Here is a 24,947-nt window from a genome sequence, read left to right as displayed (position 1 = left end):
CCAACCCAAACTTTGTGTTTGGGCTGGTTGAAAAACTTAGTACTGCCAGAATATGCGCTGAATTTCTTTCGTGTCATTCGTCTTAGTAAGAGCTAAAGCTGCAAGAAGACGCGCTTTTTGAGGGTTTAAATCATGTGCTGCTACCCAACCATATTTAGAGTCAGGTTGTTCTGCATCACGTAATACGAAACCTTGTGCGACACGTGATGAACGGATAATTTGAATACCATTTTTGTCGTGAAGATTTTGTAAGGTTGGTACGATATATTTTGGTACAGAACCGTTACCAGTACCTGCATTAATGATCGCTTTAGCACCAGCTTTTGCATAAGCTTCATATGCATCTGGAAGCATAGAGTCCGAACCATAAACGATCTGTACAGTTGGAAGTGCATCGCCTTTAATATTTTCAATATTAAATTCTGAAGTATTTGTATGACGTTTTACAGACTGTCTGAACCAGTATGGTTTGCCTTCAACTAATGTACCTAAAGCGCCCCATTGGCTAACAAAAGCATTTGTATGAATATTAATACCTTTAGTTACATCACGTGCAGCAAAAATAGAGTCGTTCATAAGAACCATAACGCCTTTATTTTTTGCATCATCTGAAGCTGCTAAAGCAACTGCACTATAAAGGTTAAGTGGACCATCAGCTGAAAGAGCAGTTGAAGGACGCATTGAGCCAACAAGTACAATCGGTTTATCAGTATGAACAACCAAATTTAAGAAAAATGCTGTTTCTTCTAAAGTATCTGTACCGTGTGTAATTACCACACCATTAACAGATGGCTTTTTAACAAGCTCATTCACTTGACGAGCAATTTCTAATAATTCCTTGTCAGTAATACTCTCAGAAGCGATTTGTAAAGCTTGAATACCAGTTACATTTGCCAAATCTTTGATTTGTGGAACTGCGTTAATTAGGGTGTCAACAGGAACTTTTGCAGCAGTATAAGTTGCACTATTTGCCGAGCTTGCGCCAGCACCAGCGATAGTACCGCCAGTGGCAACTACGACAACATTATTTTTTGCATAAAGTGGGAGAGAGCAGGCTAATAAGCCCATCGCTAAACCTAAAGATTTAACAGTTTTAGTCAACATCGAAAATATCCTTATGAAGTGACGAAGTAAAAGTTTGTCGAATATGTGTGCTTTTCCTAAGCAAAATACATACCGTGTAAGACATATTCCAAACTTGTTTGAATAAAAAGCATCCCTGAATAGCAGTTTGTTTCATCAACAATTGCTTAGTCATTGCTTTTATTTAGCGCTAATAAATAACATGAATAAAATAAAAAATCTATTAAGTTTTTCTAATTTATCTCGATTTGTTTATTTTTTAAGATAAGTAAATAAAATGGTTTATTTATCTTTATAAAATTAAAAAATAATGGAGGGTTTTAGTTCTTGCTTATTGTTTGATATATGCAATTTATTGATTTTTAATTGGATAGTCTGAATTTAAATTTATGGAAATGTTTTTCATATAAGCTGAATAATAATATCAATAGTTTAATGTGAATAAGTCTTAGTAAATTGAATTAAAATTTAGTCATTTGATGTTTATTTTTTAACGTATAAATTTTATTTGTGTAGATTTTATTCTGTTTTTAAGGTTTTGATTGAATAAATTTAATAGGGCTAATAGTTATTATTGGCCTAATATTTAATATGGGAATACAGATAAATTTTTATTGTTTAATTTTAGAATAAAAAAAGAGCAATTTTATAAGGTCATATAAAATTGCTCTTAAGTTGGGAGAGTGGGAGAAAAGAGAAACTTATGCGGTCGTTTGTTCTTGAGTTGATTTAATTAATACTGGCTCTGGTAGTTCTTCAGTATCAGCCACTTTATCGCCTTCAAGCTTGGCTACAACGGCGGTAGCAATACTGTTACCTACTACGTTTGTTGCAGTACGGCCCATATCAAGGAATTGATCGATACCGAGTAATAAGAGAATTCCGGCTTCAGGTAAATGGAACATAGTGAGTGTTGCTGAAATAACCACAATTGAAGCTCGTGAAACACCAGCAATACCTTTACTTGTCACCATTAGGGTTAACAAAATTAAGACTTGCTGAGTAAAGCTAAGATCAATATTGTAAGCTTGAGCAATAAAGAGCACTGCAAATGTGGTGTACATCATTGAACCATCTAGGTTGAATGAATAACCTAAAGGTAGTACAAAGCTCGTTACTTTTTTAGGCACACCAAATTTATTTAGTGCATCCATAACTTTAGGATAGGCTGATTCACTTGAAGCTGTAGCAAAAGCAAGAGTTACAGGTTCACGAATTAATTTACCTAAGCGGAAAATATCTTTTTTAAGTACGATTGCACCTACAGAGAATAAGATGATCCACAGTAATAAAAGACCGAAGTAGAACTCTGCGATTAAAATGCCATAGTCAACAATCAAGCCTAAACCTTGTACTGTAATTGCTGAAGCGATTGCTGCAAATACTGCAACAGGTGCAAACATCATGACGTAATCGGTAATGCGGAACATGATCTTGCTGAGTTCATCAGTCAAACGAATGATAACAGAATCTTTTTCTTTGCCTTGATTTACAAAAGCAAGGACTGAGCCAAAGAAAATAGAGAAAACAAGCACTTGCAAAATATCATTGTTTGCCATTGCTTCGGCAATACTGCGTGGGAAAACATGGCTTAAAAATGATTGTAGAGTGAAACCTGCGGTTGCTGGAACAGAAGAGCTACTCAGTTGTTGTGCAGTTGGTAATACTAAATCTAAAGCTGCACCAGGTTGGAAAAAGTTTGCCAAACCCATACCAATAGCAAGCGATACGAATGAAGCAGTAATAAACCAAGTCATTGATTTAAGGGTGATACTGCCGATTGATGTAGATTTCCCCATTGAGACAATGCCTGAAACAATTGTGGCAAATACCAATGGAGCAATAATCATTTTGATAAGGCGTAAAAAGATATCTGTAGGTATGTTGAGATAAGAAGCGATTTGCTTCAGTTGTTCACCTTCATTAAAGAAGTGGTGACAAATCCAACCTGTCAGTATGCCAAGTAAAATAGCAACAACAATATACTTGAGCAATTTCTTTTGCTTCATGTGAACCTCTATCCATTTGATTCAATCATCCTTTGATGGGAGTTGGATGATCGAAAGCTTTCCTTGTTAGTTCAGTCCGGTCGTTCTAACGATGTTATCTTCCTAGATTTGTATCTGTTTTAACCGAATTGAATATGGCGATGTTGTTATGGAGATGGATTGTTGCTCGATTTTGAAGCAGTGTGAAATGCAAAAAAATATTGATCCATGCATTTTTTGCATAATTAAAATTTGCTAAGTGGACAGAATATAAGTAGTTTTGAACGTATGGTAAAAATATAAAAATAAAAAATTGAACTAATTTTTCAAATTAAAAGAATGAGAAATTTTATAAAAATAATTTAACTTCAATGTCTTATTTTTAGATGGTGCGGTGTAGTGAAAATATGTAATTCTTCTTTTGTAAAAATGAATAAAATAAAATTATAAAAAAAGCACCTAGTTTAAGATGCCTTTTTTATTATGTATTTTTTTTAACGACGATTGGCTAAGAAACGCCCTAGTCGTGTAATTGCTTCACGTAATTCATTTTCAGCAGGTAGGAAAACCACACGGAAATGATCTGGAGTTGGCCAATTAAAGCCTGTACCTTGAACCAATAAAACTTTTTCTGCACGTAGAAAATCAAGCATTAACTTTTCGTCATCTTCAATTGGATAGATGTTCGGGTCGAGGCGAGGGAAACAGTACATTGCTCCATCTGGTTTTACACAGCTTACACCTGGAATTTCATTAAGCATTTCCCAAGCAATATTGCGCTGTTCGTATAAACGGCCACCAGGACGAATCAAGTCATTAATTGATTGATAACCGCCTAGGGCAGTTTGAATCGCATATTGAGCTTGAACGTTTGCACATAGGCGCATTGATGCCAACATGTCTAATCCTTCGATATAGTCAGCAGCACGGCTTTTATCACCCGTAATTGCCATCCAACCTGAACGGAAGCCTGCAATACGATAAGCTTTTGATAAACCATTAAAAGATACACAAAGCTGGTCGCCGGCTAATGATGCTACTGAAACATGTTCAATACCGTCATAAATAATTTTGTCGTAAATTTCATCAGCAAATAAAATTAGATCATATTTTTTTGCAATCGCTACAATCTGTTCAAGAATATGGCGTGGATATACCGAACCCGTAGGATTGTTTGGGTTAATGATGACAATACCGCGAGTATTTGGAGTAATCTTACTTTCAATATCAGCAATATCTGGGTACCAGCTATTTTCTTCATCACATTTATAATGAATTGCTGTGCCACCTGAAAGATTAACTGCTGCTGTCCAAAGCGGATAATCCGGCATTGGAATCAGCATTTCGTCTCCGTCATCTAATAAGCCTTGCATAGCCATTACGATGAGTTCAGATACGCCATTACCAATATACACGTCATTGACATGCATATTGAGAATTCCTTTTTGCTGGTAATACTGACAAATTGCTTTACGAGCAGGGAAAATACCTTTTGAGTCAACATAACCAATTGCATTTGGTAAGTTTAAAGCAACATCATTAATAATTTCTTGTGGCGCTTCAAATCCAAAAGGAGCTGGGTTACCAATATTCAACTTGATAATCTTATGTCCTTGCTCTTCCATTTCATTGGCGGCTCGTAAAACTGGTCCACGGATGTCATAACAAACATGCTCAAGCTTCGATGATTTTTTGATTTCTCGAGTAGATGGCATGGAATGGATGGTAGCAGTATTTTTAGACATAACGGGATTCACTTTTGCATATCGGTATAAATAACTTTTAAATGTTTTAACTGTTACCAAATTTAGATCATGTTGATCTTTCAATAGTTCAACAATTTTTTCATGGGTAAAACCCGATTGTTGATATTGTTTAATAATTGGTAGTAGTTGTTGGAAAACCACACTTTTTTTCTGAGACATGTTCTGTCCTATACAACCGTGCGCATTTAGAATAGCACTATGTTTGCTTGCTTTAAAGAGGATTAGCAATAAATTTGCTTACTTTTAATTTTGCATTTTGCTTACTTTTTGCTTTTTGTTCTTTATATGTTTAAATTCCAACAAATTTTACGTTCAGTGACTAGTGTTTTTGTGATGAATGGCGTAAATATAAAACTCGATCATCAGAAATGTTTACTTCAGAATAAAAGGTGTATGTCATGGGAAAAGTCAATAAAACAGACCGGGAATGGCAAAGAGAGTTATCACCAGAAGAGTATCGGATTACACGACAAAAAGGCACTGAACCTGCATTTACGGGGCAATACTGGAATACTAAGCAACATGGTACCTATGTTTGCCGTTGCTGCGGCGCAGAGTTGTTCTCATCAGATACCAAATATGATAGCGGTTGTGGTTGGCCAAGTTTCTTCCGTCCTATCAATGGTGCAGTCATTGATGAACATGAAGATTTAACGCATGGTATGGTCAGAACTGAAATTGTTTGTCATGATTGCGAGGCTCATTTAGGGCATGTATTTGAAGATGGACCACAGCCGACTGGTTTGCGCTATTGCGTAAACTCGGCATCATTACAACTGAAAACAGAAGAAAAAAATGATGAGGAAACCTATCCATGAGTAATATTTATCAGTTTGAAGCTGAGCTATTAGAGGGTGAAGTTAAGCAGTTCGCTGATTACAAAGGTAAAGTTTTATTAATTGTAAACACTGCGAGTAAATGTGGTTTTACCCCACAATTTGCTGGTCTCGAAAAACTTTATGAAAAATATAAAGATCAAGGGTTGGAAGTTTTAGGTTTTCCCTGCAACCAGTTTGGTGGGCAAGATCCAGGAAGTAATAAAGAAATTGGTAGCTTCTGTCAGCGTAACTATGGGGTGAAATTTCCTATGTTTGCTAAAGTTGATGTAAAAGGTCCGGAAGCCCATGTAATTTTTAGATATTTAACACGTGAAGCTAAAGGTATTTTGGGCAGCAGTAGCATTAAATGGAACTTTACTAAATTTTTAGTAGGTAAGGATGGCGCTGTTTTAAACCGATATGCGCCTACCACTAAACCTGAAGCTTTAGAAGCTGATATTGAAAAAGCTTTAGCGAGTTAATTGTTTAAATGAACGCTATTCCTCAACCTTTTGAGTTTTGGCAAGATGTGCGAATGCCGTATGTTGAAACCAGAAGGTCCTGTTTTAGCCGAACATGTTATAAGTCTCATAGTCATCCAACGTTTTCTATCGGGGCTATAGACGAGGGGAATAGCGTTTTTCAAAGTTCATTTGGTACGCCCCAAAAAATTGATGCTGGTACTTTGGTGATCGTACCCGCACATATTGAGCATTCATGTAACCCTTTGCCAGATCAGGCTTGGAGTTACCAGATGCTACATTTGGATACAAGGTGGTTAAATCAGCTTTATTCAGAATTTCGAGAACATGGTTTGGATTTGCTTCTGCCACAGCATAAGCCGCTCATAATAAAAGAAGAAAATTTATATCAGGCTTTTTCTCATATGAATGAAACTTTATTTGATCCTGAAAAATTAATTCTGGAAAAAGAACAGTCGCTAATCTATTGCCTTACACAGTTGCTACTTCCTCATTTCGTATTAGAAGAAATACAAAAAACTGAATATTTGTATGAAGATTTTTTGGACTTAATTCATATTATTAAATCGTCAGAACAATTTATTTCTCTTGAAGAGCTTGCAGAGTGGGTTGGTCTTAGTCGATATGCAATCATTCGTTTATTCAAGGCCAATGTTGGTCTAACCCCACATGCATTTCAAATTAATTTAAAGATTAATCAAGCCAGAGCTCAATTAAAACAAGGGATTTCACTCGCAGAGTTAGCTGTCAATTTAGGCTTTAGTGATCAAAGCCATTTTCATAAAGCTTTTAAAGCACATACAGGAATTACTCCTCGACAGTTTCAACTTGCAGCAGCGCAATAATTTACAAGAAATTATTTTTCTCTATTTTTAAGCTACTCCATACAGTTTTAAAGATGAAATCGTTATGGAAGTTTTTTTGGTTATCGCCTTTACTCACTTTTTAGCACTCCTATCTCCGGGACCAGATTTTTTTCTAATTCTGACCAGTCTTTTGCAAAAAGGAGCGCGTTATACCTATGGCGTTATTCTGGGAATTACTTTGGGTAATGCTCTTATCTTAATGGTATGTATATTTGGATTTATGGTGCTTGGTAATTTAAGTACAACGATTCTTTTAGTACTTAAATGGCTGGGGGCTGGATATTTAGCTTATTTGAGTTTTCTTTGTTTTAGAGCCACTCAAGGAACAAACTTAAATATTACTGTTGCTGAAAATAGTTTGGTTGAACAAGAGTCTAGTTATAAAAGTAAAGTTAAAAGCTTAGCTCTGGGTTTGCAATCCAGTCTTCTTAATCCTAAAAATATTATGTTTTATAGTAGTTTAATGCTGCTTATTCAACAGGAATTTAGCTTATTTCAAAAAATACTAATGAGTATATGGATGACAGGAGTGGTTCTTGGATGGAATTTATTATTGGTTCGTCTATTACGTCAAGAGCAGGTATTAGCACAGATTAAACGTTCTGCCAGAGGAATCTATTATTGCTCTAGTCTGGCTTTCATTTTTTTCGCAGTGTTATTGATTGGCTATAGTTAATGTAGATTGCATAGCCTTCTAAATAAGACTGAAGGCTATACAATTTTGCTGGGTTTAAAGAATCGCTTTTAAACGTTTAACCACTTCTTCGCATTGTGCCAAATCTGCTACTAAAGCCATACGCACATGGTTGGCACCAGGGTTACCTTGTTTTGTATCACGAGATAGGTAACGGCCCGGTAAAACTTTAATATGTACTTTTTCCATCAGCATTTTGGCAAAAGTTTCATCATTATCTACTTTTAACCAGTAATAAAAACCAGCATCAGGTTTTTGTAATGGGAGCAGATGGCCTAGCTCAGATTGGAATAAATCAAACTTTGCGCGATATTGTTTACGGTTTTCTTCAACATGGTTTTCATCGTTCCACGCTGCGATTGAAGCAAGCTGGTGTTGTACTGGCATTGCAGCGCCGTGATAGGTACGGTATTGCAAATATGGCTTTAACAGATCGGCATCACCCGCTACAAAACCTGAGCGCAGACCCGGTAAGTTTGAACGCTTTGAAAGTGAATGAAATACGATACAGTTTTTGTAGTCATCACGACCAAGCTCAGCACATACTTCTAATAGACCAGTAGGTGCTTGGTCAAACCAAAGCTCTGAATAGCATTCATCAGAAGCAATAACAAAATTATATTGATCAGATAAGGCAATTAGCTTTTTAAATTGTTCTTTAGAAAGCACAGTACCTGTTGGGTTACCCGGTGTACATACAAAAAGAAGGGCTGTCTTTTCCCAAACTTCTGCTGGTACAGCATCAAAATCACCTAAATAGCCATTTTCTTCTGTGCAATTAATGAAGTAGGGCTTTGCACCTGCAAGTAAAGCCGCACCTTCATAAATTTGATAAAACGGATTCGGCATCACCACATAAGGTGCATCTTCACGATTAATTAATGCCTGTACAAAAGAGAAAATCCCTTCACGAGTACCAGAGACAGGCAAGATGTGGTTTTCAGCACTGATGCTGTTAAGTTTAAAGCGCTTAGTTAACCAATCTGCAATGCTTTGGCGAAGCTCTGGTAAGCCTTTGCTGTTTGGATAAGTTGATAGGTGGTTAAAGTTATCAATAATAGCCTGTTTAACAAACTCTGGTGCTGGATGCTTAGGTTCGCCAATTGATAGAGGAATCAAGGGGAGGTTAGCAGGAGTAGTATCCTTAAAAAGTTGGTTTAACTTTTCAAATGGATACGGGTGTAATAACGACAAGCTAGAGTTCATTAAACAGTTACCAAGTAGTTGAGTTTCAGTGCTGACAAATTTGATTAGATGCTTCATCTAATGCAGCTTTCAGTTTTTCAGAGAAGAGTTTGACCTCTTCGTTATTCAGTGGTTTACCATCTTTTTTGGTGACAAAGAAAATATCTTCGGCACGTTCACCTAAAGTTGCGATTCGGGCTGAATGGATGTCTAAGCCTTGCATCATAAATAAACCACCCACGCGTGCAAGTAGGCCGGGATGATCGAGTGTTGAAATTTCGACCATATTTTGTTGTAAGGCTTCATTTAATGTTACATCTACTGTGTTTTCAATGTCGAAGTGACGTAACTGTCGTGGAATACGACGTTGCATGAGTCCCGGATATTGGTCTGGTTGGCTAAGCGCTTTCACTAATGCATTTTTAACGGTTTCTTCACGCTCTGGGTCGGTAAGCAATGTACCGAAACGATCAAGTACAACATAAGTGTCTAAGCTAAACGCTGTACTTGCTGTGATAATTTTTGCGTCTTGAACATCTAGGTTCATTCGGTCTAAAACGGCAACAGTGGTGGCAAAGAGGTTAGGTTGATCGCGAGTATAAATAAAGATTTGCACCGCATCTTGAGCTGCTTTACGGTGAGCACGCAAGAGCACTAATGGCTCTGGATTATCACCATGTTTTAAGATTGCTTGTGTGTGCCATGCAATTTCGTCTGCTGATTCTTTAATGAAGTATTCATCACCAAGTTCTTGCCATACCTTTTCTACATCTGCCAAGGCGAAGTTATTTACCAGTAATTCACTTGCTGCAAACTTGGTGTCTTCAATCAGCATTTGGTAGTCAACAGGGCGGCCTAAGCCAGTACGAATTACATCACGAGCGTGCGTATAAAGTTGACGCATAAGTGATGCACGCCATGTGTTCCATAGTTTTGGATTTGTCGCGTTAATATCGGCAACTGTTAAAGTATAGAGATAATCAAGATGCTCCATGTCGCCAAGTTTTTCTGCAAAATCTTTCACGACGTCTGGATCAGAAATATCTTTTTTCTGAGCTGTAAGTGACATGAGCAAATGGTTTTGAATAAGCCATGCAATTAATTTGCATTCACGCTCTGTAAAGCCATGTGCACGTCCAAACTCAATCGCGTCTTCTGCGCCAAGTTCACTATGGTCACCACCACGGCCTTTTGCGATGTCGTGGAATAAAGCAGCAATAAAGACAATATCTTGACGGGCAAGACGTTGGAAAACTGAACTTACTACAGGGAATTCTTTAGCGAATTCAGGTTCTCTAAAACGATTTAAATTACGCAGCAATAATAATGTGTGAGCATCGACCGTATAGATATGGAACAGGTCATATTGCATAAGGCCCATAATTTGGCCAAAAGCAGGAATATAGTTTCCTAAAACACCATATCGTTTCATCGCAACCAAGGTATCGTATAAACGATATGGTGAGCGAATAATCGACATAAACAGTGCTTGATGCTCTGGATTATCGCGATAACTTTGGTTGATTCGTTTCGCAGCAAGAATAAGTAAGCGTAAAGTCCGAGCGCGAATACCTTCAATATCTGGTCGATTGGCTAAAATATAGAATAACTCTAAAATCGCGCTTGGATGCTCTGCGAATATTTTGTGATGTTGTACGGCAAGTTTATTATCGACAATTTTAAAGTGATCGTTAACAACTTCAATTTTGCGTTCATAGTTGGGGAGACGAGGAGTAATTACCGATTCGCTAAAATACGCCAGCAACATTTCATTGAGTGTTGAAACTTGCTGCGCCGTACGATAGTAGCGTTTCATGAACTGCTCAACACCATAATTTACAGGTTGGCCTTCTTGACGCACATATCCAAATTTGGCGGCAATTTCCCTTTGATGATCAAAGAGTAAACGGTTTTCATCACGTTTAGCTAAACGGTGTAAATGATGTCGAATTTCCCAAAGAAAACTTTCAGCTTCTTCTAAAACTGCCAATTCAAACTCTGAAATGAAACCTAAATGCACTAAGTCATAAATGCGGTTTACGCGGAAGTGGCGTTTGGCAATCCAGCCAATTTGGTTAATGTCACGGATACCGCCCGGTGCATTTTTAATATCGGGTTCTAAATTACTTTCAGTATTGTTGTGTTGATGGTAACGCTTGGCTTGTTCGGCCATTTTTGCGTCATAAAATGTTTTATCTGTCCATGTCTGCGAAACAATACGGCGAGGCCATTTCGCAAGCTGATTATTACCAGTAATTAACCGCGCCTCAATTAAAGTTGTTGCAACGGTTAAATCGGTAGCGGCCTGTTCAACACAGCTTTGAATCGTGCGAACACTAATGCCGGGTTTGAAATTGCCAACGTCCCATAAAGACGAAATAAATGTAGAGATACGTTTTTCGTTTTCTTCATTAATTTCATGCTCCGATAGGATCATGATATCGACGTCAGAATAGGGCAACATTTCACGGCGTCCATAACCGCCTACAGCAAAAAGGCCCAGTTCTGTCTGATCGAGTTCAGCATGTTTCCATAAAAAGATCAGTGCTTCATCTACTAAATCTGAACGGGCTTTAATGATTTCACGAATAGATTGCCCATTTTCATATGAATCTTGCAACTGCTTTTCTACATCCGTTCGCCATTGATTAATGGCTTTAATATCATGATGACTTGAGACATAGTTCAACAATGGCGATATATTGATCATGAAAATGGGTCTACCAATAAGTAAAAATTAAGAGTTTGTTTGAACGCTTACTTGATCAGCGGTTTCTTTCGCTAAAGTACGAGCAAGATCAGTATTTTCGGCACGAGTGGTTGCTACACCCATACGACGACGTTTGAAACCTTCCGGTTTGCCAAACAGGCGTAAATCGGTGTCTGGGTGTGTTAAAGCCACATTAAGGTTGCTATAACTTAAATTGTTAGCATCAACTCCAGCATAAATTACTGCACTTGCTGCAACACTGTGGCGTGCTGTGTTTACAGGTAAACCTAAAATTGCACGTGCATGCAGTTCAAATTCACTTTGAAATTGTGATGCTAAAGTTACGAGTCCTGTGTCGTGTGGACGAGGTGAAACTTCACTGAACCAAACCTTGTCACCTTTAATAAACAGTTCTACACCAAAAATACCACAGCCACCAAGTGCAGTTGTCACTTTATTTGCAATACGTTTTGCTTCTTCGAGTGCCGCTGCCGTCATTGGTTGAGGTTGCCAGCTTTCTACATAATCCCCGCCATCTTGGCGGTGACCAATTGGGTCACAGTAATGAGTTTCGATTTCACCAGTTTCAGGGTTTTTAGCGCGAACGGTAAGTAATGTAATTTCAAAATCAAAATCAATTTGAGATTCAATAATAACCGTGCCTTGGTTAACACGGCCACCTTGCATTGCATATTCCCAAGCTGCATCAACTTCATCGAAACTTTTTACACGAGACTGACCTTTACCTGAAGATGACATGACCGGTTTTACAAAGTTTGGATAACCAATGTCATCGCAAGCGGCGCGGAAGCTTTCGAGCGTATCAGCAAAGCGATAAGCAGAAGTAGGTAGGCCAAGTTCTTCAGCCGCAAGACGGCGGATGCCTTCACGGTTCATTGTGAGGTTTACAGCTTTAGCAGAAGGGATGACAGTTGCTGTTTTGCTCGCTTCAATTTCAAGTAAAACTTCTGTCGCAATTGCTTCAATTTCTGGAACAATTAAATTTGGTTTAATTTTCTCGATGAGTTGTTTTAATTGGGCAGGATCTGCCATGTTTAATACATAAGAAAAATGTGCAACTTGCATTGCTGGTGCGTGATCATAACGGTCGGCTGCATGTACTTCTACACCAAGGCGTTGTAAGGAAATTACAACTTCTTTGCCAAGCTCTCCTGAACCTAACAATAAAACTTTAAATGCAGAAGATTGAAGTGGGGTACCGAGTGTCACGCTCATGCGAATCATCCTGACAAAATTATTTTTTTAAGCATAGCAGAACTTATGGTGGAGTTAAGCCTTATCATGCATAAAAAAAGTAATTTTGTCGGACAATTAAAAAAGTGGTTTTTAGACATTAACCTGATAGTTTAAAAGCAATTCATCAGCATTTTTACCACGGATGCCCCAATTTTCTTTAGGTGTTTCAAAAATAGTAATTTCAATGTCTTGTGGAGAAATTTTGCATTGTTCTTGAATATTACGGAATAAGGTTTGAATAAGTTGCTTTTTAGTGGCTGGACTGCGGCCTGCAAACATTGAAAGTTCGATGATAATGTAATGCTGGCTTCTGTCAGATGGATAAATAAAATTCTCAGGTTTAAGACTAATGAAGCGTTGAAATCTTTTCTCGACAGGATACTTCAATTCTTCAATAAGTGCTTGATGGATCGCATGAGAGAGCAGTTCGCGATACTGAATAATGGTTCGTTCATTTGCATAAATTTTAACTTGTGACATTTTTATCTCTAATCGCTAGATGGATTTATCTTTTAATAAATTTCAAAAATGAGTTTTTTGCTAGAAGTTATTATTCTTAATCACTTCTGGCATTTATATATTATATAAGGTTGATCAGTTTATCTATTTATAAAGGTAAATAAGTATAGATCAGGCCATAAACGATTGCGGCTGTTAAGGTGGCAGGAACAATTTTTTTAAATTTAAAATAAAGACCAGCTAGAACCATAAAACCGATAAGCATTGCTAAACTCTTATTTGGGGTTTCAAGTAAAGGTGGAAGAGTAGCAACTACAAGCATGGCGCTAATTGCAGATATTCCAATACTTCCTAAGGCAATTTTGAACCAGATTGAGCCGCGTCTTTGCTGTGAACCTTGTAATTTTTGTATTACGAAAAAAGGTCCAAAGCGTGAAGCAAAGTTGGCAATACCCACAATAATGCCGACCAGAATAATTTGTAGGTTCATATTAAGCCTCAACCTCATCATGTTGTTTCAGCACATAATGTTTAAATAGACCAGCTAAAATGCCTGAAAAAATACCTATAAAAATAGCCGCTGATAAGTTAATCCAATAACATGCCAAAGCTGAAACTACTAACGATACAGCAACAACAAGGCTATGCTTTCGTTCAAATGCCGCTAATAAAAAACTTAAAAATAAAGCAGGTAATAAGAAGTCTAAAGCTGCTTGTAAAAACTTTGGTAAATGAGCAACTTGATCGGCGAATAATCCACCTAACAAAGAGCCACTTGCCCAAGCCATCCAACTAAATAGACTTAGGCCAAGCATCCAAGACTCGGACCATTGTTGTCTGCGCTGTGAAAGTTGGATCATTCCACTGGCAAAAACTTCATCCGTTAAGCCCCAAGCCCATACTGCCGTTTTCTTAAGATTTAATTTGTTTGGAATCAGGTTGTATAGAGCAGGTCCATAAAGGACATGGCGAATATCTAGTGCAATAACTGTTAATGCTGTTAGCCAGATGGATGAACCACTAGCCAAAAGCGCGACAACCAAAAATTGGCTAGCGCCGGCATACATTGAACAAGATAGGAAAAAAGCTTCCCATGGCGTAAAACCAAACTGAGATGCAGAAACGCCAAAGGCAAAAGAAACGGGTAAATAGGTGAGTACGATAGCTTGGCTATCTTTGGCGCCTTGCCAAAAAGTTGCTGTTTGGGCAGTCATCAATTGTTGTTCGGACACAATACACCTTGGCAATAAGCCAAATGATAAAAATACTTGAAAGATTGAGTATTGTAGCCGAATTTAATAGCATAGTGCCGAAATGTTTAATCGGCAGTTTGATATGTTCAAGGCAAAGATTCGTTTAGTTTATATCGCCATGATGAGTGCAGGTATTTTTACATTGCAGGGCTGTGATAATGGTAATCAAGGTGCAGAAAAAAAAGTAGAAATTAAGCCAGCACCGAAACTAACCAATGATGCAACTGTTTATGCTCAAAAAGCATGGACATTAATTAACACGGTTGAGCATTTAGTTTATGAAAAACAACTCAGCCAAATTGATGACAAAGTACGTAAACCTTTACGCCAATTGAGTACAGACTGGCGCATTAATGTAAAAATGACGGACTCAGTGACAGAAGGGAAATATGCACTCTGTCGTAAGGCCTTGACAAGTTTAGATATATGGGCACGCGAAACACTAGAAAACAATAGTTCAGTTGCCCAAAAGCAAGCGGACTATGAGCGAGATAAGGCTCAATGTAAGGATGCGATCGATACGCCAAATCTTGGAAATACTTCGCCAAAATAAAACTAATGAATGTAAAAAAGCGAGATGTTAAATCTCGCTTTTTTTGCTTTTAAACGATAATGAGTGAATGTGAATTACGGTTTTGTGGCAGCTTTAGCGGTGTTTGCAGTTTTCACAGCATCTTGTTTCATTTGATGAGTCATTTGCTGTGATTCATGTTGAGCATGTGTCGCGCTGATCATTGCATCATGTTTTTGAGTGCTTAAGTCTTTTTTAACATCCTGTTTAGTTTTAGTTACCTCTTTCTTGGCTTTTTGAGCTGTAGTTTTTCCATGTACCGCTACACATTTTCCACCTTTGTGATTCGGTCCTGTACCGCCTTGTAGTTGAGTTCCTTTTGGACATGCAAATGCCGAAACACTTAACATAGCCAATACGCCTGATGTAAGAATTGTTGATAATTTTTTCATGTTAATCAGCGCCTTGTTGAGTATTATTGCTCAGCTTGAGTGTAGGGTGTAAATATCTGCTTTAACACATTTATTTTGTGGAAATAGAGTTTGACCAATGTGTTGTTTTGCAGTGTTATCTAATTTTTTAATTTAATTTTAAGTTTTTATTATTTAGCCGCTTTTAAAAAATTAGCATTGTGCTTGAGCAACTACTTTCAATTTCTCAATATCTAGAATCTCAATTTTTCTGAAAGCAATTTTGATGATTTTCTGTTTTTCGAGCAGGCTCAGCTCATGATTGATCGTCTGTCTAGATGTGGTCAGCATATTTGCCAACTGTTCTTGAGAAATATGAATTTGATGATCTTGAATAAGAATATGGTTACCGTATCCCTCTAAAATGAACAGAAGACGCTGAGCAAGCCGTTGAGAAATACTACGTGTTTGGATAGCAATCTGTTCTAAGAAAACATACCTGAGTTTTTGGCTCGTTAAACGTGCGAAAAAATACCAATAATATGGATTTTCCTTGAGTAGATCATTTAATGGTTTTGCAGGAATATGTAGAACTGTACTTTTTTTCAAGGCAATGGCATCGTGTGAGCGCGGTTCATGGTCAATTAGTGATATTTCACCAAACCACATAATCGGCTCAGCAATTGCAGAAAGAGCTTCATTACCATTTACATCGACATAACCCAAGCTAATTGAGCCTTCAAGTACGGTATAAATGCCATCAAACTCATCTTGAGCGTGGAAAACGTAGCTATTTTTATCAAAAATAATTTGCTTGCCATGTTCTAAAATAAAATTTTGGAATGTTTCTGGAAGCACACTAAACCAAGTGTTCTCTTTTAGTCGGTTAATATAAATTAGATCCAAAATTCGGTCATCCATGAAAAAATTCTTTACTTTGTCAGATAGCTGACAACTTTAAGTTTTCCTTATTTGTACAGTATGACTATATGTTGATGAATAGGGAATAACTCATGTCAAATCTGGAGCAACAGCTTAGCAAATATGCGGCTTATCATTTAAATCATAAAAATATATTGACGCATTTTATTGGTATTCCGCTTATCGTGTTTTCAATTTTGTGTTTAACCGCAAGAGCAGGCATCGATATTGGTAGTTTTAAACTGACTTTAGCCATAGTACTGATTGCAGCTAGTACGATCTATTATTTTATTTTAGATAAAGTATTTGGCTTACTCATGCTCGTTCTTTTAGTCGCTGTGTATCCACTAGCCAATCAAATTGCACAGTTATCTTTTGGAGAGTGGTTGGCAGCAAGTATTGGCTTCTTTGTTGTCGGTTGGGTCTTTCAGTTTGTGGGACATTATTTTGAAAAGAAAAAACCTGCTTTTGTTGATGATGTGATAGGACTTGTGATAGGACCATTATTTGTATTGGCAGAATTTATATTTATGCTAGGTTTTAGAAAGTCACTGCATGAGCGTATTTTACAAGAGGCGCGTAGTAAACGAGAGACGATGGATTTAAGTCATTAAATATAAAAAAAGCCCCAACATATTGGGGCTTTTTCTTTCTTAAGTTTAAAACTTAAACGTTAAAACGGAAGTGCATTACATCACCATCTTGAACAACGTAAGTTTTACCTTCTAAACGCCATTTTCCAGCTTCTTTAGCGCCGTTTTCACCGTTGTATTGTACGAAGTCCTCATATGCAACAACTTCAGCACGGATAAAACCTTTTTCGAAGTCAGTATGAATCACACCAGCTGCTTGAGGAGCGGTTGCGCCAACTTTTACAGTCCATGCACGAACTTCTTGTACACCAGCAGTGAAATAAGTCTGTAAACCTAAAAGTGCATAACCTGCACGAATAACCACATTTAAACCTGGTTCTTCCATGCCCATTGCTTCTAGGAACTCAGCACGATCTTCATCTTCTAATAATGAAATTTCAGCTTCGATTTGGTTGCATAGAGGAACAACGATAGCGTTTTCTTCAGCCGCAAGTTTTTTAACTGCGTCTAAGTGCGGGTTGTTTTCAAAACCATCTTCTGCAACGTTTGCAATATACATAGTTGGTTTTAAAGTCATTAAACCAAAACCACGAACTAATTTGCGTTCGTCATCAGATAAATCAGCTGCACGCGCTGGTTTACCTTCGTCAAGTAACGGTTGGATTTTTTCTAAAACTGCTTTAGTTGCTACAGCTTCTTTATCACCGCCTTTAGCAACTTTAGTTAAACGTAAAATTGCTTTAGCAACAGTTTCGAGATCGGCAAGTGCAAGTTCAGTATTGATGGTTGCGATGTCGTCTAACGGATCAATTTTACCATTTACGTGAATCACGTTTTCGTCTTCGAAACAACGTACAACATGAGCGATTGCATCAGTTTCACGGATGTTAGCAAGGAATTGGTTACCTAAGCCTTCACCTTTTGACGCACCAGCAACAAGGCCTGCAATATCTACAAATTCCATTGTAGTTGGCAAAATACGCTGTGGTTTAACAATCGCAGCAAGTTTGTCTAAACGTGGATCTGGTACAGGAACAATACCTGTGTTTGGTTCAATGGTACAGAAAGGGAAGTTTTCCGCTGCAATCGCTGCTTTCGTTAATGCATTGAAAAGGGTAGATTTCCCTACGTTTGGCAGACCAACAATACCGCAATTAAAACCCATGAAAACCACTCACAAATGTGTAAATTAAAAATTGTCGATGATTTTACATGAAAGCCATGACAAAGTCATGGCTAGAGCAGGGTTGTATTGCTTTTAAACTTTACGTTTATCAAGTTGCTGGGCTAATGCATCGCCAGTCGCTTGTACTAACATGACTAAAACAATTAACACTAAAATGACGGCCACCATAATTTGCATATCAAAACGTTGATAGCCATAACGATAAGCAATGTCTCCTAGACCACCTGCACCAATAGCACCAGCAATCGCAGAGGAATTGATCATAGTCACAATAGTCACGGTAAAACCCGCCACAATACCCGGCAAAGCCTCTGGTAAAAGTACATGCCAGATAATTTGTTTACGGTTACAACCCATGGCTTGTGCAGCTTCAATTAAGCCTTGGTCGACTTCACGTAAACTGACTTCTGCAATACGCGCAAAAAAGGGAATTGCCGCAATAGTTAAGGGAACAACGGCTGCCCATACACCGTAACTTGTACCTACGATCCAGCGAGTTAGTGGAATCAGAGCGACCATTAATATAAGAAAAGGTACAGAGCGAGTAATGTTGATGATCCAACCCAAAGCTTGATTAATCTTTTGTGAGGAGTGAATGCCGTGCTCGGAGGTACTTACTAAAACAACGGCAATGGGTAAGCCAATTAAAAAAGCAATAAATGCAGATGCACCTACCATGAGTAAGGTGTCTACAGTTCCAGTAATTAATAAATCAATGAGCTGGTCGTGCATAGCCAAGTACCTCAAATTGTGCAATTGCAGTTAATGTGTCTTGTCGTATAGATGAAAGATCAATTTCTACGTTAGGAATACCGACTAAAAGTGAGCCAATAATGTGCCCTTGAATGGTATCGACCTGACTTTGATATAAATTGACAGGTGCTTTAAATCTGGCAAGTAGTTCTTGAATATCGGGAGCCTGATGTGCGTCAGCCTCATATTTCAGTTTTACAATAATATGCGTCGAATTTTCATCGGGTAGAGGACTGATTTTAAAAGGCAGAGTGATCTGTTCAAGATTCAGCAATTCTTGAGTAATCTGTTGTTCTGGTCGTGAAAATACAGACCAAACTTGTCCGGCCTCTACTATCTCACCTTGGTCAATCACCACCACTTGATCACAAATTTCTCGAATGACCTGCATTTCGTGAGTAATTAATACAATAGTAAGACCCAGCTCATGATTAATCTTTTTAAGTAAAGCCAAAATAGTGGCAGTACTTTCTGGATCAAGTGCTGAAGTGGCTTCATCACAAAGTAAAATTTCTGGATGGTGAACAAGTGCACGTGCAATACCGACGCGTTGCTTTTGTCCGCCTGAAAGTTGAGATGGGTAGTAGCCAGACTTATCAGCTAATCCCACCAGTGCCAAAACCTCATTTACACGTTGGTCGATATCTGCTTTGTTGTAATTGGAAACTTTTAAGGGCAATGCCACATTTTCCCAAACTGTTTTTGCAGACATTAAATTGAAATGTTGAAAAATCATTCCAATTCGTTGGCGAGTTTGAATAAGCTCGGCATGGCTCAATTCAGCAATGTTTTGTTGATGAATATGAATACTGCCAGTATTTACCTGTTCTAAGCCATTTAAAGTACGGAGCAAGGAAGATTTGCCTGCACCACTTTTACCAATAATGCCTAAAATCTTACCTTGAGGAATATCAAGGTTAATCTCTTTTAAAGCATGCAGTTTTTGACCTTGCGATTGGTAAAACTTATTTAAACCGCGAATTTTGATATGGGGTAGAGAAAAATCAACTTGTGATCCAAAACTCACCATTGTCATTCTCCTTATTTCCAGCCAGGGAACCAAAGTGTTGGCCCAATCTCAGCATCTAACACAGCTTTAACTTTTGGTGAGTTTTGATAGATCTCAACAAATTTCTTTAACTTATCGCCCGTATCTTGGTAGTCATCACGCACTACAAACAAAATTGCATAACGTTTATTGGTATTGTCATCAAGTAAAAGTGCACTTTCGGGGTCAGCTGTTTTTGCTAAGCGTAGGTAATGCGGATAGCCAAAAGCCAAGTCAACATCATCAATTGCACGAGCAGTCTGTGGCCCTTCAACCTCTACGAATTGCAAATTTTTAGGGTTTGAAACTACATCTTTTAGTGCAGATAAATGATTATTTGAATCTTTAAGCGTAATTAATTTAGCTTGCTGTAAAAGTAGTAGGGCACGACCTTGATTCACTGGATCATTTGGAATGACTACACGTGCGTTTTGTGGCAATTCATCAAGGCTTTTATATTTCTTTGAATAAAGTCCCACATGTGATGCTGCACCCACTGCAAATGCTTTTAATTTAAAGCCAGTTTCTTTAATTGCATTGTCTAAGAAAGGTTGGTGCTGGAAAAAGTTCGCATCAATATCCCTATGATTTAAAGTAATGTTTGGTGTATTCCAGTCAGAAAATTCGACCAGTTTTACATTTAAACCCTGTTTCTTTGCTTCATCGGCAGCAGCTTGTAAAGTTTTTGCAAATGGGGGACTAATCCCAATCACAAGTTCATTTGAGCCACTTTGGCGATGTTTATTCCAAAAGATTAAAGCAGCAACAAGGACTACAACGACTAAGCCTATGCCTAGCCATTTTTTTGAGGCTGTTTGAGCCATGTCTATCTCCAAATTTAGGCGGTTATTTCTTCAACTGTTGTTAAGTTTTTGCTGTTGTTATAGGGACTACATCGGAACGCTTGAACGGGGTGTTGTTCTGGTAATTGGTCACCCCGATTAAAAATTTTGTTCCGTAGTGAACCCGTTTTATATGTAGTTTTATAGCGACCACGTTGTTGTAGCTCAGGAATGACCAAGCGAATAAAGTCGTGGTGAGACTCAGGTGCAACTGTACGTGTCAAATTAAAGCCATCAATATCGGTTTCATCTAAAAGATGAATTAGGTATTCAGCAACTTCTTCGCCACTACCCACAATGAGTGGATAACGACCACCCAAAACATGTTGAGCTTTTAAGTCATTTTTTGTGATTTGTTGCTCTTTAAATTTTTCGGTAATCGAAACAATACTGTTACTTTTTTGGTAAGGAATTGCTTCATCGTCGGCAAATTTACTTAAGTCGATGCCAGTTGAGCTCGCATAATGCGCTAAGCCAGCTTCAGGACTTGCATATTGACGATATTCATTAAGTTTCTGTACAGCGAGATCATGTGTTTCGGCAACAACAACGGTGATGCCAACGAAGACTTTAATGTCATCCGCTGAACGGCCTTGCTGTTCTGCAAGAGCACGAATCTTTTTCACTTGTTCTCGTATTTTTTCGGGTTTGTCGCCGCCAATAAATACACACTCAGCATGACGCGTCGCAAACTGCATACCTTTGGGGGAAGCACCTGCTTGAAACAGTGTTGGTGTGCGTTGTACAGAAGGAGACACCTGAAACACACCTTCACTTTGGTAATATTTTCCGTGGTGGTGAATGGTGTGAACTTTAGATGGATCTGTAAAAACACGTCGTGCTTTATCTTTTTTAACGGCGTCGTTTTCCCATGAACCTTCCCAATATTTATAGCAAAGCTCTAAAAACTCTTCGGCTTGTTCATAGCGGGCATCATGGTCTTTTAAACCTTTTTGGCCAATCAAACGTTCAGCACTATCGAGATAACCCGTCACGATATTCCAGCCAATACGACCTTGAGTTAAATGGTCGAGACTCGCAAAGCGGCGTGCAAATTGATACGGATGTTCATAGCTTAAGTTCACAGTGACCCCAAAACTCAAGTTTTCAGTGACTGCCGCCATTGCTGAAATGAGTGTAGATGGGTCATGGCTTGGAAGTTGAATGGACTCTTTTAAAGTCAGATCAATACCATTTTGATAGACGTCATACACACCTGTAATATCTGCTATAAACAAGCCGTCAAATAAACCACTTTCTAATGTTTTGGCTTGTTCTGTCCAATAGCTCAGTTCATTAAAGCGGTGTGATTCATCACGTGGATGTGTCCATAAGCCATGATTGATATGTCCAACACAGTTCATGTCAAAGGCGTTTAATAAAATCTCTTTTGCTTTAAAATCTGCCATTACAATGTCCCCCGTCGAGGTGGTAGAACACCGTTAAGAACATAGTTCCCAATAAAGTAATATTTCCATCGTGCAGCATCATGTAAGGTATGCACACGCGCATTGCGCCAGAAACGGTCTAGACCATCTTGTGATTGACTACCACGGCTACCAGCAAGTTCAATCAGCTTAGACGAAGCTTTTAGCGCCGTATCACTACTATGAGCACGTACTTTGGCAACATCGATGGATGCTTTCGCAATACTTTCAGGTGTGGTCTCAATTTTTGCGGCATCGATTGATTGCGCAGCTTGTTTTAATAAAACTTCACTTGCTCGTACATCTACAGCAATGCGTCCTAGCTCATAAATCGTTAAAGGATCTTGGTTGGCTGTTTCTACTTGTGAGTCAATCCATGGACGAGCTTGATGTACTCTTTGCAAGCTTTCTTCAAAGGCTGCACGTGCAATACCTACCTCAATCGATGCATGCATAATTTGGGCAAAAGGACCCACTAAGGTTGGTTGTAAAAATGCAGTATCAAAAGGAATAACATCATCAACATCGACAAAAACCTGATCAAACTTAACTGTGCCGCTGCCTGTCGTTTTCTGTCCGAAGCCAGACCAGTCATCAACAAGTTTTAATCCTTGTGAACCACTTTTTACAAAGGCTAGACACTCTCGACCTGCATCATCTAAAACTAAGGTTGGAATACGGTGAGCAAATAAACTTCCTGTGCAGTAAAACTTTTCACCCTGAATCAGGTAGCCATTTTCGTGTGGACGGATATTGGTTTGCTTATGAGTTGAAGTTTTGGTTTTAAACTCAGCAAGTGCATTACCAAAGCGAGTGCCATTTAAAACTTCGCCATATAACCGTTGTTTTTGAGCTTCTGTACCTGTATTGCGTAACACTTCTAAGGCATAGAAGTGGTTTTGCGGAATTTGTCCGATTGAACCATCTGCACCGCTTAAAAGAGCAATTACTTTAGCAACGGTATGACTTGAAACTTCGGCACCGCCATATTGCTTAGGTACTGTAATTGCCCAAAGTCCAGACTGGCTCAATGCATCAATTTCGGTATACGGTAAAATTCGCTTAGCGTCTCGCTCAACTGCGGTTTTTTTAAATTGCTCAGCAAACTGTGTGGCAACTTCTAATGCTTCAGCATCATTTTGAATAATGTGCGCTTGGCCAGATGCCGACGTTTGTTTGGTTTGAACCGATTGATATGAAGTCATGACAATTTCTCCTTAAATCCAGGCATGGCGGGCAGGGAAATGACCATTAAGGTAATAATTGCCAATGGCATGTAGTTTCCAACGAACAGGGTCGTGTAAGGTATGTACACGGGCATTTCGCCAATGTTGATCCAAATTGTGTTGGCTTAAACTTGAACGGCTACCGCCTAGCTCTAGTAATTTTTCAGAGATCTGTAGAGCCGCATCATTGGCATAGACTTTTGCTTCGGCAACCAAAATTGAAGCTTTTGCTACTTGTTCGTCAGTCACCGTTTGAAGTTGATCAAGTTCATCTAAATATTCAGCAGCTTCATCAAGCAGTAAAATTGCTGCGTCGAGTAAAATATTTAACTTACCTACCTCTTGCAGGGTGTAATGTTCAAAGCTGGCTTTTTCAACATTTGCATCAATAATTGGACGTGCTTTATGAATAGTCGATAAAGTATCATCAAAAGCAGCTTCCGCAATACCGACATCAATGGCTACTTGTAATAACTGAGAATAAGCACCGCGATAAGTAGGGGCTTTAGTTAATAAGCGTTCATCAAAAATGAGTTCTGGATTAACTTCAACATGATTTAATTTAACCGTACCACTCGCTGTCGTACGTTGCCCAAATCCATTCCAGTCATTAATGACTTCAATACCTTGAGCATCTCGGTTAACAATCACTAAAACCACATGGCCTTCGGGATGAATCGCTTTAATTGCAAGCCAATGCGCAAAACTTGTTCCCGTCGAATAAAACTTTTCACCGTTTAAAATATATTTGCCGTTTTCAACAGTAAGATTGGTTTTTAAGGTTTTTGAATCATGGGTATTACGTTCTGGTCCACCATTGGCAAGACGCTTGCCGGCTAATATTTCTGAAAAGATAAATTGTTTTTGTTGTTCTGTACCCATGATTTCAATCAGGTTTAACAGACTAATCTGATTTTGTGGAATCTGACCAACATTCGCATCACCTTTACTCAAAATACGGAAAACTTGAGCCAAAGTTTTATTGGAAACAAAAGCACCGCCGTATTTTTTTGCAATGCGAATACCACCTAGACCTTTTTGGCTAAAGTTTTCGATTTGCTCATGCGGTAATAAGCGTTGTTGATCACGTGTATTACGACCCTCTAAAGCATAATCCGCCACTTGATAAGCAGCATTAATCGCTTGTTGATCATTTTGAATGATTTGGACGTAGGCAGTCGTTTTTGATAGAGAATTAGACATAATGACACCTTGTATTGCTGTCATTACCTTACAAAAGAAATATTTTTCCACTAAACGAGGACTTATGCTCAGCTTATGAAATAAAGTGCAAAGCATTTTTTTTGCTTTTTAATGAAAAAATAGAGATATCGAAAGATTATAAAAAACAATAGTTTAAGGTTATTATGTGGAAAAATAATAATAGAATTGGTTTTAATATGAAAAAGAGCAATAAGTACGGTAAAAAAAGATATAAAAAAATAGACTTAAGTGTCAGTGAAAAATGA

At 38.2% G+C, this 24,947-nt stretch carries 24 protein-coding genes; 6 read left to right on the top strand and 18 right to left on the bottom strand.

What is annotated here, in order from left to right:
* Nucleotides 1–36: 36 nt before the first annotated feature.
* The 3 genes from HJG58_RS02280 to HJG58_RS02270 all read right to left on the bottom strand — a co-directional run bounded on the left by HJG58_RS02280 (nt 37) and on the right by HJG58_RS02270 (nt 4,996).
* Entirely contained in the window at nt 37–1,104 is a 1,068-nt protein-coding gene (locus tag HJG58_RS02280) for a type II asparaginase (RefSeq protein ID WP_170247784.1), read from the bottom strand.
* 680 nt (nt 1,105–1,784) lie between these two features.
* On the bottom strand, nt 1,785–3,092 hold the full coding sequence (locus HJG58_RS02275) for a dicarboxylate/amino acid:cation symporter (protein ID WP_170247783.1): 1,308 nt from the start codon (nt 3,090–3,092) through the stop codon (nt 1,785–1,787).
* A 473-nt stretch (nt 3,093–3,565) separates the two neighbouring features.
* Entirely contained in the window at nt 3,566–4,996 is a 1,431-nt protein-coding gene (locus HJG58_RS02270; protein WP_170247782.1) for a pyridoxal phosphate-dependent aminotransferase, read from the bottom strand.
* Between the two features lie 239 nt (nt 4,997–5,235).
* On the opposite strand from HJG58_RS02270, the gene msrB reads away from it, so the two are divergent.
* The 4 genes from msrB to HJG58_RS02250 all read left to right on the top strand — a co-directional run bounded on the left by msrB (nt 5,236) and on the right by HJG58_RS02250 (nt 7,679).
* Nucleotides 5,236–5,655, top strand: coding sequence for a peptide-methionine (R)-S-oxide reductase MsrB (gene msrB, locus HJG58_RS02265; RefSeq protein ID WP_002114184.1), 420 nt, complete (start codon nt 5,236–5,238; stop codon nt 5,653–5,655).
* On the top strand, nt 5,652–6,137 hold the full coding sequence (locus HJG58_RS02260; RefSeq protein WP_005069704.1) for a glutathione peroxidase: 486 nt from the start codon (nt 5,652–5,654) through the stop codon (nt 6,135–6,137). The genes msrB and HJG58_RS02260 overlap by 4 nt, the downstream gene beginning before the upstream one ends.
* 8 nt (nt 6,138–6,145) lie before the next feature.
* Nucleotides 6,146–6,982, top strand: a complete 837-nt coding sequence (locus tag HJG58_RS02255; RefSeq protein ID WP_170247781.1) for an AraC family transcriptional regulator — start codon at nt 6,146–6,148, stop codon at nt 6,980–6,982.
* 64 nt (nt 6,983–7,046) lie between these two features.
* Nucleotides 7,047–7,679 carry a LysE family translocator gene (locus tag HJG58_RS02250; protein ID WP_170247780.1) on the top strand — a complete coding sequence of 211 codons (633 nt, stop codon included), beginning with the start codon at nt 7,047–7,049 and terminating at the stop codon, nt 7,677–7,679.
* A 54-nt stretch (nt 7,680–7,733) separates the two neighbouring features.
* Here HJG58_RS02250 and dapC read toward each other — a convergent pair whose 3' ends face one another.
* The 6 genes from dapC to HJG58_RS02220 all read right to left on the bottom strand — a co-directional run bounded on the left by dapC (nt 7,734) and on the right by HJG58_RS02220 (nt 14,522).
* A complete protein-coding gene (gene dapC, locus HJG58_RS02245) occupies nt 7,734–8,903 on the bottom strand; it encodes a succinyldiaminopimelate transaminase (protein WP_170247923.1) in 1,170 nt (389 codons plus the stop codon).
* Between the two features lie 25 nt (nt 8,904–8,928).
* Entirely contained in the window at nt 8,929–11,592 is a 2,664-nt protein-coding gene (glnD, locus tag HJG58_RS02240; RefSeq protein ID WP_170247779.1) for a [protein-PII] uridylyltransferase, read from the bottom strand.
* A 27-nt stretch (nt 11,593–11,619) separates the two neighbouring features.
* Nucleotides 11,620–12,837 carry a formate-dependent phosphoribosylglycinamide formyltransferase gene (purT, locus tag HJG58_RS02235; RefSeq protein ID WP_170247778.1) on the bottom strand — a complete coding sequence of 406 codons (1,218 nt, stop codon included), beginning with the start codon at nt 12,835–12,837 and terminating at the stop codon, nt 11,620–11,622.
* A 102-nt stretch (nt 12,838–12,939) separates the two neighbouring features.
* Complete coding sequence (locus HJG58_RS02230) at nt 12,940–13,329, bottom strand: tautomerase family protein (RefSeq protein ID WP_170247777.1); 390 nt, start codon at nt 13,327–13,329, stop codon at nt 12,940–12,942.
* A gap of 127 nt (nt 13,330–13,456) precedes the next feature.
* Nucleotides 13,457–13,798: an L-valine transporter subunit YgaH gene (gene ygaH, locus HJG58_RS02225; protein WP_170247776.1), complete on the bottom strand. Its 342-nt coding sequence runs from the start codon at nt 13,796–13,798 to the stop codon at nt 13,457–13,459.
* A gap of 1 nt (nt 13,799) precedes the next feature.
* Entirely contained in the window at nt 13,800–14,522 is a 723-nt protein-coding gene (locus HJG58_RS02220; RefSeq protein ID WP_170247922.1) for an AzlC family ABC transporter permease, read from the bottom strand.
* Between the two features lie 121 nt (nt 14,523–14,643).
* Between HJG58_RS02220 and HJG58_RS02215 the strand changes: the two genes are divergently transcribed.
* Nucleotides 14,644–15,114 (top strand): hypothetical protein, encoded by a 471-nt coding sequence (locus tag HJG58_RS02215; protein ID WP_025464664.1) that lies wholly within the window; start codon nt 14,644–14,646, stop codon nt 15,112–15,114.
* 74 nt (nt 15,115–15,188) lie between these two features.
* On the opposite strand, the gene HJG58_RS02210 is transcribed toward HJG58_RS02215, so the two are convergent.
* The gene (locus HJG58_RS02210; RefSeq protein WP_170247775.1) at nt 15,189–15,524 is read right to left on the bottom strand and encodes a hypothetical protein; all 336 of its coding nucleotides are present in this window, start codon (nt 15,522–15,524) and stop codon (nt 15,189–15,191) included.
* A gap of 171 nt (nt 15,525–15,695) precedes the next feature.
* Complete coding sequence (locus tag HJG58_RS02205) at nt 15,696–16,403, bottom strand: Crp/Fnr family transcriptional regulator (RefSeq protein ID WP_170247774.1); 708 nt, start codon at nt 16,401–16,403, stop codon at nt 15,696–15,698.
* A gap of 92 nt (nt 16,404–16,495) precedes the next feature.
* Here HJG58_RS02205 and HJG58_RS02200 point away from each other — a divergent pair, with 92 nt between their 5' ends.
* A complete protein-coding gene (locus HJG58_RS02200) occupies nt 16,496–17,017 on the top strand; it encodes an Mpo1 family 2-hydroxy fatty acid dioxygenase (RefSeq protein ID WP_170247773.1) in 522 nt (173 codons plus the stop codon).
* Between the two features lie 52 nt (nt 17,018–17,069).
* On the opposite strand, the gene ychF is transcribed toward HJG58_RS02200, so the two are convergent.
* From ychF to HJG58_RS02165, 7 genes are all read right to left on the bottom strand, one after another.
* A complete protein-coding gene (ychF, locus tag HJG58_RS02195; protein ID WP_170247772.1) occupies nt 17,070–18,161 on the bottom strand; it encodes a redox-regulated ATPase YchF in 1,092 nt (363 codons plus the stop codon).
* A gap of 93 nt (nt 18,162–18,254) precedes the next feature.
* Nucleotides 18,255–18,914: a methionine ABC transporter permease gene (locus tag HJG58_RS02190; RefSeq protein WP_170247771.1), complete on the bottom strand. Its 660-nt coding sequence runs from the start codon at nt 18,912–18,914 to the stop codon at nt 18,255–18,257.
* Nucleotides 18,895–19,971, bottom strand: coding sequence for a methionine ABC transporter ATP-binding protein (locus HJG58_RS02185; protein ID WP_170247770.1), 1,077 nt, complete (start codon nt 19,969–19,971; stop codon nt 18,895–18,897). The genes HJG58_RS02190 and HJG58_RS02185 overlap by 20 nt, the downstream gene beginning before the upstream one ends.
* Nucleotides 19,972–19,976: 5 nt before the next feature.
* Nucleotides 19,977–20,807 (bottom strand): MetQ/NlpA family ABC transporter substrate-binding protein, encoded by an 831-nt coding sequence (locus HJG58_RS02180; RefSeq protein WP_170247769.1) that lies wholly within the window; start codon nt 20,805–20,807, stop codon nt 19,977–19,979.
* A gap of 14 nt (nt 20,808–20,821) precedes the next feature.
* Nucleotides 20,822–22,234, bottom strand: coding sequence for an LLM class flavin-dependent oxidoreductase (locus tag HJG58_RS02175; RefSeq protein WP_170247768.1), 1,413 nt, complete (start codon nt 22,232–22,234; stop codon nt 20,822–20,824).
* Nucleotides 22,234–23,457 (bottom strand): SfnB family sulfur acquisition oxidoreductase, encoded by a 1,224-nt coding sequence (locus HJG58_RS02170; RefSeq protein WP_170247767.1) that lies wholly within the window; start codon nt 23,455–23,457, stop codon nt 22,234–22,236. The genes HJG58_RS02175 and HJG58_RS02170 overlap by 1 nt, the downstream gene beginning before the upstream one ends.
* A 12-nt stretch (nt 23,458–23,469) precedes the next feature.
* Nucleotides 23,470–24,705 carry an SfnB family sulfur acquisition oxidoreductase gene (locus HJG58_RS02165; RefSeq protein ID WP_170247766.1) on the bottom strand — a complete coding sequence of 412 codons (1,236 nt, stop codon included), beginning with the start codon at nt 24,703–24,705 and terminating at the stop codon, nt 23,470–23,472.
* Between the last annotated feature and the right edge of the window lie 242 nt (nt 24,706–24,947).

The sequence above is a fragment of the Acinetobacter geminorum genome (genome assembly GCF_013009345.1).
GTDB classification, from domain to species: Bacteria; Pseudomonadota; Gammaproteobacteria; order Pseudomonadales; family Moraxellaceae; genus Acinetobacter; species Acinetobacter geminorum.
This window is presented reverse-complemented; position numbering and strand designations above follow the sequence as displayed.

What these genes read in the sequence shown, in the direction of transcription:
- HJG58_RS02280 (WP_170247784.1), bottom strand. Translation starts at nt 1,104, where the DNA reads ATGTTGACTAAAACTGTTAAATCTTTAGGTTTAGCGATGGGCTTATTA.
- HJG58_RS02275 (WP_170247783.1), bottom strand. Translation starts at nt 3,092, where the DNA reads ATGAAGCAAAAGAAATTGCTCAAGTATATTGTTGTTGCTATTTTACTT.
- HJG58_RS02270 (WP_170247782.1), bottom strand. Translation starts at nt 4,996, where the DNA reads ATGTCTCAGAAAAAAAGTGTGGTTTTCCAACAACTACTACCAATTATT.
- msrB (WP_002114184.1), top strand. Translation starts at nt 5,236, where the DNA reads ATGGGAAAAGTCAATAAAACAGACCGGGAATGGCAAAGAGAGTTATCA.
- HJG58_RS02260 (WP_005069704.1), top strand. Translation starts at nt 5,652, where the DNA reads ATGAGTAATATTTATCAGTTTGAAGCTGAGCTATTAGAGGGTGAAGTT.
- HJG58_RS02255 (WP_170247781.1), top strand. Translation starts at nt 6,146, where the DNA reads ATGAACGCTATTCCTCAACCTTTTGAGTTTTGGCAAGATGTGCGAATG.
- HJG58_RS02250 (WP_170247780.1), top strand. Translation starts at nt 7,047, where the DNA reads ATGGAAGTTTTTTTGGTTATCGCCTTTACTCACTTTTTAGCACTCCTA.
- dapC (WP_170247923.1), bottom strand. Translation starts at nt 8,903, where the DNA reads ATGAACTCTAGCTTGTCGTTATTACACCCGTATCCATTTGAAAAGTTA.
- glnD (WP_170247779.1), bottom strand. Translation starts at nt 11,592, where the DNA reads ATGATCAATATATCGCCATTGTTGAACTATGTCTCAAGTCATCATGAT.
- purT (WP_170247778.1), bottom strand. Translation starts at nt 12,837, where the DNA reads ATGATTCGCATGAGCGTGACACTCGGTACCCCACTTCAATCTTCTGCA.
- HJG58_RS02230 (WP_170247777.1), bottom strand. Translation starts at nt 13,329, where the DNA reads ATGTCACAAGTTAAAATTTATGCAAATGAACGAACCATTATTCAGTAT.
- ygaH (WP_170247776.1), bottom strand. Translation starts at nt 13,798, where the DNA reads ATGAACCTACAAATTATTCTGGTCGGCATTATTGTGGGTATTGCCAAC.
- HJG58_RS02220 (WP_170247922.1), bottom strand. Translation starts at nt 14,522, where the DNA reads ATGACTGCCCAAACAGCAACTTTTTGGCAAGGCGCCAAAGATAGCCAA.
- HJG58_RS02215 (WP_025464664.1), top strand. Translation starts at nt 14,644, where the DNA reads ATGTTCAAGGCAAAGATTCGTTTAGTTTATATCGCCATGATGAGTGCA.
- HJG58_RS02210 (WP_170247775.1), bottom strand. Translation starts at nt 15,524, where the DNA reads ATGAAAAAATTATCAACAATTCTTACATCAGGCGTATTGGCTATGTTA.
- HJG58_RS02205 (WP_170247774.1), bottom strand. Translation starts at nt 16,403, where the DNA reads ATGGATGACCGAATTTTGGATCTAATTTATATTAACCGACTAAAAGAG.
- HJG58_RS02200 (WP_170247773.1), top strand. Translation starts at nt 16,496, where the DNA reads ATGTCAAATCTGGAGCAACAGCTTAGCAAATATGCGGCTTATCATTTA.
- ychF (WP_170247772.1), bottom strand. Translation starts at nt 18,161, where the DNA reads ATGGGTTTTAATTGCGGTATTGTTGGTCTGCCAAACGTAGGGAAATCT.
- HJG58_RS02190 (WP_170247771.1), bottom strand. Translation starts at nt 18,914, where the DNA reads ATGCACGACCAGCTCATTGATTTATTAATTACTGGAACTGTAGACACC.
- HJG58_RS02185 (WP_170247770.1), bottom strand. Translation starts at nt 19,971, where the DNA reads ATGACAATGGTGAGTTTTGGATCACAAGTTGATTTTTCTCTACCCCAT.
- HJG58_RS02180 (WP_170247769.1), bottom strand. Translation starts at nt 20,807, where the DNA reads ATGGCTCAAACAGCCTCAAAAAAATGGCTAGGCATAGGCTTAGTCGTT.
- HJG58_RS02175 (WP_170247768.1), bottom strand. Translation starts at nt 22,234, where the DNA reads ATGGCAGATTTTAAAGCAAAAGAGATTTTATTAAACGCCTTTGACATG.
- HJG58_RS02170 (WP_170247767.1), bottom strand. Translation starts at nt 23,457, where the DNA reads ATGACTTCATATCAATCGGTTCAAACCAAACAAACGTCGGCATCTGGC.
- HJG58_RS02165 (WP_170247766.1), bottom strand. Translation starts at nt 24,705, where the DNA reads ATGACAGCAATACAAGGTGTCATTATGTCTAATTCTCTATCAAAAACG.